This is a genomic window from Micromonospora sp. CPM1 (assembly GCF_023896895.1).
GTDB lineage: Bacteria > Actinomycetota > Actinomycetes > Mycobacteriales > Micromonosporaceae > Micromonospora > Micromonospora tulbaghiae.
Window position 1 is genome coordinate 45,652 of sequence record NZ_JAMHIU010000019.1, and the last position, 13,413, is coordinate 59,064.

At 73.1% G+C, this 13,413-nt stretch carries 10 protein-coding genes; 3 read left to right on the top strand and 7 right to left on the bottom strand.

The genetic code is table 11. The features are described 5' to 3' along the window. The first annotated feature begins 5 nt into the window (after positions 1-5). Positions 6-1,793, top strand: a complete 1,788-nt coding sequence (locus M8C11_RS22340; RefSeq protein ID WP_252452753.1) for a gamma-glutamyltransferase family protein — start codon at positions 6-8, stop codon at positions 1,791-1,793. A 123-nt stretch (positions 1,794-1,916) separates the two neighbouring features. Here M8C11_RS22340 and sthA read toward each other — a convergent pair whose 3' ends face one another. Next, on the bottom strand, positions 1,917-3,320 hold the full coding sequence (sthA, locus tag M8C11_RS22345; protein ID WP_135240096.1) for a Si-specific NAD(P)(+) transhydrogenase: 1,404 nt from the start codon (positions 3,318-3,320) through the stop codon (positions 1,917-1,919). A gap of 82 nt (positions 3,321-3,402) precedes the next feature. On the opposite strand from sthA, the gene M8C11_RS22350 reads away from it, so the two are divergent. Then, the gene (locus M8C11_RS22350; protein ID WP_252452755.1) at positions 3,403-4,881 is read left to right on the top strand and encodes a M1 family metallopeptidase; all 1,479 of its coding nucleotides are present in this window, start codon (positions 3,403-3,405) and stop codon (positions 4,879-4,881) included. A 45-nt stretch (positions 4,882-4,926) separates the two neighbouring features. Here the strand turns inward: M8C11_RS22350 and M8C11_RS22355 are convergent, their stop codons facing one another. Next, positions 4,927-6,306: a carbohydrate-binding protein gene (locus tag M8C11_RS22355; protein WP_252452757.1), complete on the bottom strand. Its 1,380-nt coding sequence runs from the start codon at positions 6,304-6,306 to the stop codon at positions 4,927-4,929. Positions 6,307-6,450: 144 nt separating this feature from the next. On the opposite strand from M8C11_RS22355, the gene M8C11_RS22360 reads away from it, so the two are divergent. Further along, entirely contained in the window at positions 6,451-7,695 is a 1,245-nt protein-coding gene (locus M8C11_RS22360; protein ID WP_252452759.1) for an ROK family transcriptional regulator, read from the top strand. Positions 7,696-7,718: 23 nt separating this feature from the next. Here the strand turns inward: M8C11_RS22360 and M8C11_RS22365 are convergent, their stop codons facing one another. The 5 genes from M8C11_RS22365 to M8C11_RS22385 are packed head-to-tail and all read right to left on the bottom strand — an operon-like array spanning position 7,719 to position 13,332. After that, positions 7,719-9,131, bottom strand: coding sequence for a GH1 family beta-glucosidase (locus tag M8C11_RS22365; RefSeq protein WP_252452761.1), 1,413 nt, complete (start codon positions 9,129-9,131; stop codon positions 7,719-7,721). A gap of 39 nt (positions 9,132-9,170) precedes the next feature. Next, a complete protein-coding gene (locus M8C11_RS22370; protein WP_252452763.1) occupies positions 9,171-10,178 on the bottom strand; it encodes an ABC transporter ATP-binding protein in 1,008 nt (335 codons plus the stop codon). Further along, positions 10,175-11,221, bottom strand: coding sequence for an ABC transporter permease (locus M8C11_RS22375; protein ID WP_199733127.1), 1,047 nt, complete (start codon positions 11,219-11,221; stop codon positions 10,175-10,177). The genes M8C11_RS22370 and M8C11_RS22375 overlap by 4 nt, the downstream gene beginning before the upstream one ends. A 3-nt stretch (positions 11,222-11,224) precedes the next feature. Next, on the bottom strand, positions 11,225-12,202 hold the full coding sequence (locus M8C11_RS22380; protein ID WP_013476848.1) for an ABC transporter permease: 978 nt from the start codon (positions 12,200-12,202) through the stop codon (positions 11,225-11,227). Continuing rightward, positions 12,199-13,332 (bottom strand): ABC transporter ATP-binding protein, encoded by a 1,134-nt coding sequence (locus M8C11_RS22385; RefSeq protein ID WP_252452765.1) that lies wholly within the window; start codon positions 13,330-13,332, stop codon positions 12,199-12,201. The genes M8C11_RS22380 and M8C11_RS22385 overlap by 4 nt, the downstream gene beginning before the upstream one ends. Positions 13,333-13,413: the final 81 nt, after the last annotated feature.

The following is a 13,413-nucleotide window of genomic DNA, read 5'->3' on the forward strand; positions in this document are numbered from 1 at the left end:
CGCCGATGACGTTCACCACCCGGCCCACGCTGCGCGGCACGTTCGGCATGGTCTCGTCCACGCACTGGCTGGCCAGCCAGTCCGCGATGGGCGTGCTGGAACGCGGCGGCAACGCCTTCGACGCCGCTGTCGCCGCCGGGTTCGTGCTGCACGTCGTGGAACCGCACCTCAACGGCCCGGCCGGCGAGGTGCCCGCGATCCTCGCCACCGCGACCGACCCCACGCCGCGGGTGCTGTGCGGTCAGGGACCGGCCCCGGCCGCCGCCACCGTGGCGCACTTCCGCTCGCTCGGCCTGGACCTCGTGCCCGGCGCCGGCCCGCTCGCCGCCGTGGTGCCGGGCGCTGTCGACGCCTGGCTCCTGCTGCTGCGCGACCACGGCACCCGCACGCTCGCCGAGGTGCTGGAACCGGCGATCGGCTACGCCGCCGCCGGCCACCCGCTCGTCGGCGCCGCCGGGCAGACCGTGGCGCGGGTCCGGTCGCTGTTCACCGACCACTGGCCGACCTCCGCGCGCCTCTGGCTCCGCGACGGCCGCCCGCCCGCGCCGGGGGAGATGGTCACCAACCCGGCGTACGCGGACACGCTGCGCCGCCTCGTCGACGCCGGACGGGCCGCCGGTACGGACCGCCAGGCGCAGATCGAGGCGGCCCGGCGCGCCTGGCGGGAGGGGTTCGTCGCCGAGGCGATCGACGCGTTCAGCCGGCTGCCGTTCCGCGACTCCAGCGGCCGCGCCCACGCCGGGCTGGTCACCGGCGACGACCTGGCCCGCTGGCCGGCGACCTGGGAGGAACCGGTCACGCTGGACTGGCACGGGCACACGATCGCCAAGACCGGATTCTGGGGCCAGGGCCCGGTGCTGCTGCAGACGCTCTCGATCCTGGACGCGCTCGACGACCCGGCCGTCTACGATCCGTCCGGCCTGGACGGCATCCACGCGCAGGCCGAGGCGCTGAAGCTCGCGTTCGCCGACCGCGAGGCGTGGTACGGCGACACCGACGTGCCGGGCTCCGCGCTGCTGTCGGCCGGTTACGCCCGCGCGCGGGCCGCGCTGGTCGGCGACCGCGCCGACACGTCGCTGCGCCCCGGCAGCCCGGCGGGTGAGTCACCCCGGCTGCCGTCGCACCTGCGCGACCACGCCGCCGGGCGGGCCGTCCCGCAGGACCCGAGCACCGGCGAACCCACGGTCCGGGCCGACGGAGTGACCCGCGGCGACACCTGCCACGTCGACGTGGTGGACCGGTGGGGCAACATCATCTCCGCCACGCCCAGCGGTGGCTGGCTGCAGAGTTCACCCACCATCCCGGAGCTGGGCTTCCCGCTCGGCAGCCGGTTGCAGATGTGCTGGCTGGAGGAGGGGCTCGCCTCGACGCTGCGGCCGGGCCGGCGCCCGCGTACCACGCTCAGCCCGACGCTGGTGCTGCGCGACGGCGAGCCGGTGATGGCCTGCGGCACGCCGGGCGGCGACCAGCAGGACCAGTGGCAGCTGCTGTTCCTGCTGCGGCACCTGGCCGGCGGGCAGGAGCTGCAGGAGGCGATCGACGCCCCCACCTGGCACACGACGAGCTTCCCGGCGTCGTTCTACCCGCGCGAGGTCGAGCCCGGCGTGCTGGTGCTGGAGGACCGGATCGACGGCGACGTCCTGGCGGGCCTGCGCGCAAGGGGCCACACCGTACGCGTGTCCGACCCGTGGAGCCTGGGCCGCATGTGCGCCGTGGCCCGCGACCCGGCCACCGGAGTCCTCTCCGCGGCGGCGAACCCCCGAGGCGCCCAGGGCTACGCCACAGGCCGCTGACCCCACCCTCCCGCCCCTCGCCTGCGTTGATCTTGCACTTGTGGCCCCGGCGTAACTGGCATAACGGGCGTTCGCCGGGCCGCAAGTGCAAGATCGCCGGGGAGGGGGCAGGGCGGGGGCGGGTCAGTCGTTGATCCGGGTTATGTTGCGGATCTTGTTGGCGGCGTCGAGGGCCGCCACCTTGTACGCCTCGGCCAGGGTCGGGTAGTTGAAGACCGCGTCCAGCAGGTAGTCGACCGTGCCGCCGCAGCCCATCACCGCCTGCCCGATGTGGACGATCTCGGTGGCGCCGGTGCCGAACACGTGCACCCCGAGCAGCCGGCCGTCCTCGGGTGAGACCAGCAGTTTCAGCATCCCGTACGAGTCGCCGACGATCTGCCCCCGGGCCAGCTCCCGGTAGCGGGCGATGCCCACCTCGAACGGGACGGACGCCTCGGTCAGCTCCTCCTCGGTCTTCCCGACGAAACTGATCTCCGGAATGGTGTAGATGCCGATCGGTTGCAGGTCCGACATGCCGCGCGCCGGCTCGCCGCAGGCGTGCTGGGCGGCCAGGCGGCCCTGTTCCATCGAGGTGGACGCCAGCGCGGGGAAGCCGATCACGTCGCCGACGGCGTAGATGTTGTCGACGGCGGTGCGGTAGTCGGCGTCGACGGTGATCCGGCCCCGATGGTCGGCGGTGAGCCCGGCCGCCTCCAGCGCGAGGTCGTCGGTCTGCCCCTGGCGGCCGGCCGAGTACATCACCGTGTCCGCGACGATCTTCTTGCCGCTGCGCAGGATGCAGAGCGCGGCGCTGCGGTGCTTCTCCACGGCGGCCACCTCCTCGCCGAAGCGGAAGGTCACCGACAGGTCCCGCAGGTGGTACTTCAGCGATTCGACGATCTCCTCGTCGCAGAAGTCGAGCATCCGCGGGCGGCGCTCGACCACTGTCACCTTGGTGCCGAGCGCGGCGAACAGGGACGCGTACTCCATGCCGATCACCCCGGCGCCGACCACGACCATGCTGCGCGGGACTGCCTGGAGGTTGATCACGCCGTCGGAGTCGACGATGGTCCGGTCGTCGAAGTCGACGCTGTCCGGGCGGGCCGGGCGGGTGCCGGCGGCGACGACCGCCTTGTCGAAGCTGACCCGGGTCTCCCGGCCGGAGCCGGCGTCCACCCAGACGGAGTGGGCGTCGGCGAACCGGCCGGTGCCGGTGATCAGCGAGACCTTGTTGCGGGCCAGCTGGTTGCGGATGACGTCGGTCTGCCGGGTGATCACGTGCTGGGTGCGGGCGGCCAGGTCGGCGACGGTGATGTCCTCCTTGACCCGGTAGCTGCTGCCGTAGAGGTCGCGCTGGCTCAGGCCGGTCAGGTAGAGCACCGCCTCGCGCAGGGTCTTGGAGGGCACGGTGCCGGTGTTGATGCACACGCCGCCGAGCATGTCGCGGCGGTCCACGATCGCGACGCGGCGGCCCAGCTTGGCCGCGGCGATGGCCGCCTTCTGTCCACTCGGTCCGGAGCCCAGCACCAGCAGGTCGTAGTCATACACGAGCGACAGCCTGGCAGGGTCTCGCAACCGGTGCCAGCCGAGACGCCCCCACGAAAGCTGATCACTGCCGTAGGGTGCGCTGATGCGCCGCCCCGTAACCCTGATCATGCTCCTCGGACCGCTGCTCGTCGCCGGGTGCACCACGACCCCCGCCGCCCCGGCCGCGACCCCCTCCGCCTCCACCCCGCCGAGCCCGACCGCCCCCGCCGTCGACTACGCCGCCTGGCAGGCGGGGCGGTCGACGCCGGTGGCCGACCCGGTCTATCCGGCCCGGGGCACCGACGCGCTGGACGTCCTGCACTACGACCTCGCGCTGGAGTGGGCGCCGTCGACCACCACCCTCACCGGCACCGCCACGCTGCGGATCCGGCCGGTGAAGGACGCGCCGAACCTGGTCCTCGACTTCATGCCCTACCAGGTCGACAGCGTCACACTGGACGGCGCGACGGTTCCCGGCGCGGTGACGAAGGAGAAGCTGACCGTGTCCGCCCCGGTGGTGGCGGACGAGCCGGTGACCCTGGTGGTCACCTATCACGGCCGGCCGAAGACGACTCCGATGCCGTCGCACCGCAAGGACACCGAGGCCCTGGGTCTCACCGTCACCAAGGAGGGCGGCCTCTGGACCATGCAGGAGCCGTTCGGGGCGTTCACCTGGTACCCGGCGAACGACCAGCCGTCGGACGAGGCGCTCTACGACATCCGGGTGACGGTGCCGGCCGGCTGGTCCGCGATCGCCGGCGGCACGCCCGCCGGTCAGTCCGGCACCACGTTCAGCTACCGCAGCACCGACCCGGTCGCGACGTACCTGACCACCCTCGCCGTGGGGAAGTACCAGAAGCTGACCGCGGCGGGGCCGCGCGGCGTGCCGCTGACCTACTGGTACCGCAAGGGCGCGGACGACAAGCTGCTGCCGTACCTGAAGAAGTCCCCGCAGTACCTGACGTGGCTGGAGAAGAAGTTCGGCCCGTACCCGTTCCCCTCCGGCGGCGTCGTGGTGGTGGACTCGGCGTCGGGCATGGAGACCCAGCAGATGATCACGATGGGCCGGAAGATCGAGAACACCGCGGCCCGCCGCGACCGCTGGGGCAGCGACCTGCTGCACGAGTACGCCCACCAGTGGTTCGGCAACTCGGTCACGCCCACCACCTGGCGGGACCTGTGGCTGAACGAGGGCTGGGCGACGTACATCCAGGATCTGTACACCAAGGAGACGCAGAAGCTCAGCGAGGCCAGCCTGGACCGGTACCTGCGCGAGGGTGACGCCGTCCTGCGCAAGAAGCTGGGCCCGCCCGGCCGGCCCGACCCGAAGCGGTTCGCCGAGGGCAACGTCTACCTGTGCCCGGCGGCGATGCTGCGCGAGATCCACCGGACGGTCGGCGACGCGGCGTTCTTCGCGCTGGCCCGCGCCTGGGTCCAGGAGCAGCGCAACACGCCGCAGGACCGGGCCTCGTTCATCGCCTTCGTCAACAAGCAGACCGGCCGGGACTTCACCGCGCTGATCAACGCCTGGCTGGACTCGCCGACCACGCCGAAGAAGATCACCCCGAAGAAGATCGCCTGACCCGGCGCGGGGCCCCGGCCGTCCGGCGGGGCCCCGCGGCGCGTCTCAGCGGCCCTGGAGCGAGCGGACGTTGTCGCCGAACGTCCAGCCCTTCGACCCGTCCCAGTTGACCGACCAGGTCATCAGGCCCTTCAGGCGTCCCTGGTAGGTGTTCCACGCCTGGGCCACCAGTGCCGGGCTCATGTAGCCGCCGCCGGCGCCGACCTGTGCGGGCAGCCCGGGAACCTGCCGGTCGAGCGGTACGCGGACGGTGGTGCCCTGCACGACCAGGCCGGTGTCGAGGCAGTTGGTCTGCGCGACGAAACCGGCCACCGTGCCGGCCGGGTACGAGTCACCGGCGCAGCCGTACATCGAGCCGTTGTAGTACTGCATGTTCAGCCACCACAGCCGCCCGTTGTCGGCGTACTTCTTGACGATCGGCAGGTACGCGCCCCAGATCGAGCCGTAGGTGACGCTGCCGCCGGTGACGTACGCGGTCTCCGGCGCCATGGTGAGCCCGAAGCCGACCGGCATCTGGGCCAGCACCCCGTCGATGATCCGGATCAGGTTGGCCTGCGAGGGGGAGAGCTGGTTGATGTTCCCGCTGCCGGTGAGGCCGGTCTCGATGTCGATGTCGATGCCGTCGAAGTTGTGCCGCTTGAGGATCGGCACCACTGTGGCGACGAACCGGTCGGCGACCGCGCTGGAGCTGAGGTCGATCCCGGCGGTGGCGCCGCCGATGGACAGCAGCACGGTCAGCCCGGCGGCCTTGGCCTGGCACACCTGCGCGGGGGTGGGCACCTTGACGCCGGCGTCCATGCCGTCCTCCCAGAGCACTGTCCCGTCGGCGCGGATGACCGGGAACGCGGCGGTCACCACGTTGTAGCCGTGCCCGGTGATCCGGGAGTCGGTGATCGGGATCCAGCCGAGTCCGGGGTGCACGCCGTTCGCGGCGCCGTCCCAGTTCTCCCAGTAGCCCTGGAGCACCTTCCCGGACGGCCGGGACCGCAGCGCGCAGGTGTCCCCGCCCGGCGTGGTCGGGCTGGACGACACAGTGGGCGTGGGGGTAGGCGTCCGCGTCGGGGAAGCCGTCGGGGAGGGGGAGGCGGACGGCGTGGGCGACGGCGGCCGGGTGGTGGGGCTCGGCGACGGCGTGCCGCCGGTGCAGGCGCCGAGGTCGGTCCAGAGCGCCGGTACGGCGGCCGGGGTCCAGCCCGCGCCGGCCGGCGGGGTGTGCGTGACGAGCGCCTGGTAGAGCCGGCCGCCGTAGGTCACCCGGCTGCCGGCGGTCCAGGTGACGCCCTCGGCCCAGGCCGGCGCGTCGCAGGCGACGAGCGTGCCGACGGCGCCGGTCGGTGTGGCGGCGGTGGCGGGCAGGGCGGCGGCGGTGGCGGCGAGCAGCGCGACGCCACCGAGCAGAGCGGTCATCCCACGTCCGAGTCGCATGACATACCTCCTCATCGATGCGCCGGAGGTTATCAGTTAACTTTGTTAAGTGTAAATGCGGCGTACCCTGTCACCACCCCGTTCAGGGCGTGAAGCAGGAACGAAAGCCGCCCGCGGGCGGCCGGGGAAAGGACGGCGGCGGACGTGGACGCCAGACGCACCACGGTGCGCGACATGCGCCGGGCCAACCGCTCGGTCCTGCTGACCCGGATCTGGCTGGACGGCCCGCTCAGCCGGCACGAACTGGGCCAGTCCACCGCGCTGAGCCTGGCCAGCGTCAGCAACCTGGTCGGCGAGATGATCAACGAGGGCCTGGTCGAGGAGGCCGGCTCGGTCGAGTCCGACGGCGGCCGTCCCCGCGTGCTGCTGCGCGTCGCGCCCGGCTACGGCTACCTGGTCGGCGCCGACGTGGGCGAGACCCGCGTCCAGGTGGAGTTGTTCGACCTGAGCATGACCGCGCTGGCCAAGGCGGAGTACCCGATCACCGCGGCCGATCCCGACCCCGCGCGGGTCGCCGCTCACCTGCGGCACGGCCTCGCCGCCGTCACCGAGCAGGCGGGCGTCGACCCGGCCGCGGTGCTCGGCTTCGGCGTCGCCGTCGCCGGCACCGTCGAGCGCACCGCCGACGCCGTGGTGCACGCCCAGACGCTCGGCTGGGACGGCGTCCCGCTCGGCGCGATGCTGCGCGCCGGCACCGACGTGCCGGTGCACGTGGACAACGGCGCGAAGACGCTCGGCCAGGCCGAGATGTGGTTCGGTGCCGGCCGCGGCGTCCGGCACGCGGTGGTCGCCCTGGTCGGCTCCGGCGTCGGCGCGAGCGTGGTCGCCGACGGCGTCGGCTACCGCGGCGCGCACAGCAGCGCCGGGGAGTGGGGCCACACCACCATCGTGTACGGGGGCCGCCGCTGCCGCTGCGGCAACCTCGGTTGTCTGGAGGCGTACGTGGGCGCGGAGGCGGTGCTGGACCGGTTCCGCCAGGCCAACCGGGGCCGCCCGGCGCCGGGCGCGGACGAGGAGACCGCCTTCGGTGAGCTGCTGCGCTCCACCGGCCGCACCGCCGCGAAGGTGATCGACGAGACGGTCGGCTACCTGGGCGCCGGGGTGGCGAACCTGGTGAACCTGTTCAACCCGGAGCGGGTGGTGCTCGGCGGCTGGGCCGGGCTGGCCCTGGGCGAACGGCACCTGCCCGCGATCCGCGAGGCGACGGCGCGGCACGCGCTGCGCCAGCCGTACGCGCAGACCTCGATCGAGCTGTGCCGGCTCGGACCGGACGCGGTCGCGATGGGCGCGGCCACCCTGCCGATGACCCGGCTGCTGCGCGACGGCGGCGTGCCCCGCGACCCGGCCGCCCGCCCCGGCCCGGCGTGGGGGCCGGGCCGCCGCCACTGACCGGCCCGGCCCTCACGCCGGCGTCAGCGCTGCCCGCGGACCCGCCGCACGGTGTCGCGGTACCACAGCGCGCTGCGCTTGGGGGTGCGGCGCTGCGTGTCGTAGTCCACCCGGACGATGCCGAACCGCTTGTCGTAGCCGTACGCCCACTCGAAGTTGTCCAGCAGCGACCAGGCGAAGTAGCCGCGCACGTCCGCCCCGGCGGCCCGGGCGCGTGCCACCGCCCGCAGGTGCTCGGTGAGGAAGCCGACCCGGTCGTCGTCGTTCACGAACCCGTCGGCGTCCGGCTCGTCGTCGAACGCGGCGCCGTTCTCGGTGATCACCATGGGCGTGCCCGGGTAGTCGCGGTGCAGCCGCACCAGCAGGTCGGTGAAGGACTCCGGCACGATCTCCCAGTCCATCGCGGTACGCGGCAGGTCGCGGCGGACCACCCGGCGCACCGGCTTGCCGTCGTCGTCGCGGTCGCGGCCCTGCTCGTCCACCCCGGAGTGCAACTGCCCGAAGTAGTAGTTGACCCCGAGCACGTCGATCGGGGTGGCGATGACCTCCAGGTCACCGTCCTGCACGGGGATCCGCACCCCCTCGGCGGCCAGGTCGGCCACCACGTCCTGCGGGTACTCCCCGCGCAGCACCGGGTCGAGGTAGAGCCGGTTGGCCAGCCCGTCGGCGGCCCGCGCCGCGTCCCGGTCCGCCGCGCTGCCGGTCTCCGGGTCGGCGGTGGACAGGTTCAGCGTCAGGCCCAGCTCGATCGGGGACCGGGCCGCCTCCCGCAGCCGCCGGGTCGCCAGCCCGTGCCCGAGCAGCAGGTGGTGCGCCGCGGCGATGCCGTCGCCCAGGTTCCGCCGGCCCGGGGCGTGGTCGCCGTAGGCGTATCCGAGCATCGCCGAGCACCACGGCTCGTTGAGCGTGGTCCAGGTACGGACCCGGTCGCCGAGCGCGGCGAAGACCAGCTCCGCGTAGTCGGCGAACCGGTACGCGGTGTCCCGGTTCGGCCAGCCTCCCGCGTCCTCCAGCTCCTGCGGCAGGTCCCAGTGGTAGAGCGTCACCCACGGCTCGACGCCCCGGCCGAGCAGCTCGTCCACCAGCCGGTCGTAGAACGCCAGCCCGGCCACGTTCGCCGGACCGCGCCCGCCCGGCTGCACCCGCGGCCAGGCCACCGAGAACCGGTACGTGTCCAGCCCCAGGTCCGCGATGAGCGCGACGTCCTGCGGCATCCGGTGGTAGTGGTCGCACGCCACGTCGCCGTGGTCACCGTTGGCGACCGCGCCCGGCACCCGGCAGAACGTGTCCCAGATCGACGGTGTGCGGCCGTCCTCGGCCACCGCGCCCTCGATCTGGTACGACGACGTCGCCACCCCCCACCGGAAGGTCGGCGGCAGCGTGTCGATCGGGTCCGGACCGGCCACTGGTGACGGACGGGTCAGGTCGGTGTCCATGGTTCTCCTCGCGGGTAGCGGGTGGTGGTGTCGGGCGGGTCAGCGGGACAGGGGCGCGACGGCCGGGTGCAGCCGGCACGCCACGGCCCGCGCCGGGTCGTCGACGCGCGGGGCGCCGAGCACCGGCACCTGCTCGTCGCACCCGTCGAACGCCTTCGGGCAGCGGGGGTGGAACGCGCAGCCGGACGGCATGGCGCGCAGGTCCGGTGGGGAGCCGGGGATGCCGGTCAGCTCGCGGCGGGGACCGTGCAGCGCCGGGAACGAGTGCAGCAACCCCTCGGTGTACGGGTGCAGCGGCTCCCGGTACAGCCGGGCGGCGGGCGCCTCCTCGACGATCCGGCCGCCGTACATGATCGCGATCCGGTCGGAGAACTCGACCAGCAGCGACAGGTCGTGCGTGATGAACAGCACCGCGAAGCCGAGGCGTTCGCGCAGCTCGGCGAGCTGGCCGAGGATCTGCCGCTGCATCACCACGTCCAGCGCGGTGGTCGGCTCGTCCATGATGACCACCTGCGGTTCCAGCGCCAGCGCCATCGCGATCATGACCCGTTGCCGCATGCCGCCGGAGAGCTGGTGCGGGTAGCTGTCCAGCCGGTCGGCGGAGATGCCGACCAGGCGCAGCAGCTCCTTCGCCCGGGCCAGCCGGCTCGCCGCCGTGCTCTTCGGCTCGTGCGCCCGGATCACGTCGAGCAGCTGGGTGGAGACCTTGTGCACCGGGTTGAGGGAGTTCATCGCGCCCTGGAACACGATCGACGTCTCCGCCCACCGGAACTCGCGCAGCTTCGCCGGGCTGAGCGTGAGCACGTCGACCGGCGGGCCGTCGGCCGGGTGGTAGATCACCTGGCCGCCGCTGACCACGCCGGGCGGGGGCAGCAGCCGGGTCAGCCCGTACGCCAGGGTGGACTTGCCGCTGCCGCTCTCCCCGGCCAGGCCGAGCACCTCGCCGCGGTGCAGCGTCAGGTCGACGTCGCGGACCGCGCGGACCGCGTCCGCGCCGACGCCGTAGTCGACGCACAGCCCGCGGATGTCCAGCACCTGGTCGCTCATGAGGTCGCGTCCTCTCGGATGGGGTCCGCCGGCCGCTGCATGGGGACCGGCGCCGGGTTCGGCGCGAGCACCGGGGTGAACCCGACGCGCATCGCGACGGTGCGACCGTCGGCGGTACGGATCCGGGTCCGGCCGCCGGTGCGCAGCCGGGGACTGACGAACTCGTCGATGCCGAAGTTGATCAGTGCCAGCGCGGTGCCGAGCAGCGCGATGGCCAGCCCGGCCGGGACGAACCACCACCAGGCGCCCTGCGCCAGCGCCTGCTGCCCCTGCGCCCAGAACAGGATCGTGCCCCAGTTCCACGACGACACCGACGAGACGCCGATGAACGCCAGGGTGATCTCCGACATCACCGCGAAGATGACGGTGCCGACGAAGCCGGAGGCGATGATCGCGGTCAGGTTGGGCAGGATCTCGAACCCGATGATCCGCCAGGTCCGCTCGCCGGTGGCCCGTGCCGCCTCGACGTAGTCGCGGCGGCGCAGCGACAGCGTCTGGGCGCGCAGCACCCGGGCGCCCCACGCCCACGAGGTGAGGCCGATGATGAGCGCCACGAGCATGTCGCTGGCCTGGTCGACCAGGGACGTGACGATGATGATCAGCGGCAGCGCCGGGATCACCAGGAACACGTTCGACACCGCCGACAGGCCCTCGTCGGCCGCGCCGCCCAGGTAGCCGGCGGTCACGCCGATCAGGATGGACAGGATCGTGGCGAGCACGCCGGCGATCAGGCCCACCACCATCACGCTGCGCGCGCCGACCAGGATCTGGCTGAAGATGTCCTGCCCGAGGTGGGTGGTGCCGAACCAGTGCCGGGCCGAGGGCGCCTGGAGCACGTCGGCGCTGCGCGCGTCCGGGTCGTACGGCGCGATCCACGGCCCGATCACCGCCAGGAGCACGTACACCCCGAGGACGGCGAGGCCGGTCGCGGCCTTGGCGTTGGCGACGAAGCGGAACCGGCGGCGGCGGGCCCGGGCCGACGGCTGCGCCATCGCCCCCTGGCCGGGGATGACCTGCTCGATGCTGGACGGGGAGAGTGTCATCGCTCAGCTCTTTCGGGTCCGCGGGTCGAGGAGCAGGTACGCCACGTCGGCGAGCAGGTTCGCCACCAGCACCGAGATCGTGATGATCAGGAAGATGCCCTGCATCAGCGGGTAGTCCTTCGCGCCGACGGCCTGGAAGAGCTGGAACCCCAGGCCGGGGTACGAGAAGACGATCTCCACGAGCAGCGTGCCGCCGACGATGAAGCCCAGCGACAGTGCGAACCCGGACACGTTGGGCAGCAGCGCGTTGCGGGCGGCGTAGCTGAGGGCCACCCGGCGCTCGGACAACCCCTTGGCGTGCGCCACGGTGATGTAGTCCTCGCTGGCGACGGTGACCATCATGTTGCGCATGCTGAGGATCCAGCCGCTCATCGACGACACCAGGATGGTGGCGGCGGGCAGGATGCTGTGCTGGAGCGCGCTCGGGATGAAGTACGCGTCGAACGCCGGCACCAGGCCCGGCTCGTAGCCGCCGGAGGACGGGAAGAAGCTGCCCGGCCCGGCGAACAGCGCGATCGCGACCAGGCCCAGCCAGAAGTACGGGATCGAGGAGAGGAACGTGGTGGCCGGCAGCAGCCCGTCGATCCACGAGCCGCGCCGCCAGCCGGCGCCCACGCCGAGCGCGGTGCCGAGCAGGAAGCTGACGATCGTGGTGACGCCGACCAGGCCGACCGTCCACGGCAGACTGCTCCCGATCACCTCGGACACCGGCGCGGGGAAGAACGTGAACGACAGTCCCAGGTCGCCGCGCAGGAGCTGCCCCCAGTAGGCGACGTACTGCTCCCACAGCGAGCGGTCGGAGTCCAGCCCGAACAGCACCCGCAGCGACGCGACCGCGTCGGCGCTGATCCGGCCCTGGTTGCGGGAGATCAGCGACTGCACCGGGTCGCCCGGCACCATCCGCGGGATGAAGAAGTTGAGCGTGATCGCCGCCCAGGCGGTGAACAGGTAGAAGGCCACCCGTTGCAGCAGGAACCTCATCGGGCCGCCTCCGTCCCGGCCGGCTCTGTCTTCTGCGCCTGCTGCACCTGCTCTGCCTGCTCCGCCTTCTGCTCGGCGACGGTGTCCGCGTCGTACAGCCAGCACGCCGCCCAGTGCCCGGGCGCGTCGTCGACCGGGATCGGCGGCGGCAGGTCGGTGGCGCAGCGCGGCATCGCCGCCGGGCAGCGCGGGTGGAACCGGCAGCCGCCCGGCGGGCGGATCAGGCTGGGCGGCTCGCCGTGTCCCCGCTCGCCCGCCGCCGCGCCGTCGCCGCCCGCGCCGGTGATCCGCTCCGGGTCCGGCGCCGATTCGATCAACAACCGGGTGTACGGGTGAGCCGGGCGCTGGGTGACGGTCTCGCTGTCGCCGCCCTCGACCATCCGCCCGGCGTACATGACGATCGTCTCGTCGGCGAAGTAGCGGGCCGAGGCGATGTCGTGGGTGATGTAGAGGATCGCCAGGTCGAGCCGGTCCTTGAGGTCCTGGAGCAGGTTGAGCACGCCGAGGCGGATCGACACGTCGAGCATGGACACCGGCTCGTCGGCGAGCAGCACCTCGGGGTCGGCGCCGAGCGCCCGCGCGATCGCCACCCGCTGGCGCTGCCCGCCGGACAACTCGTGCGGGAACGCGTCGAGGTAGCGCTCCGGCGGGGTGAGCGCGACCCGGGTCAGCAGGTCGGCCAGCGCCTTGTCCAGCCCGTCCGGCCCGGTCCCGGCGTTGCCGTGGATGCGCAGCGACCGGGTCAGGTGGTAGCGGACCGTGTGCACCGGGTTCAGCGAGGCGAACGGGTCCTGGAGGATCAGCTGCACCCGGCGCACGTACGCCCGGAACCGGCGCCCGCCTCGTACCCGGGTCGATCGGCCGTGCAGCCGGATGTCGCCGGCGGTGCGCGGGTAGAGCTGGGCCAGCAGCCGGGCCACAGTGGACTTGCCCGAGCCGGACTCGCCGACCAGCGCTGTCACCCGGCCGCGGCGCAACGCGATCGATACGTCGTCGACGGCGTGCACCACCGCCGGGGTGCGGGAGAGGAGGTCACGCAGCCGCCGGCGGACGGGGAAGTGCTTGGTCAGGCCGACGGCCTCCAGCACCACCTCGTCGGCCGGCGCCGGTGCGCTCTCGGTCAACGTCATGCCGAATTCCTGTCTGGGGTTGCCGGTAGCGAGGGGCGGGCGCCGCCGGCCCGGCCGGGCGATCGTGGCCGGGCCGGCGGC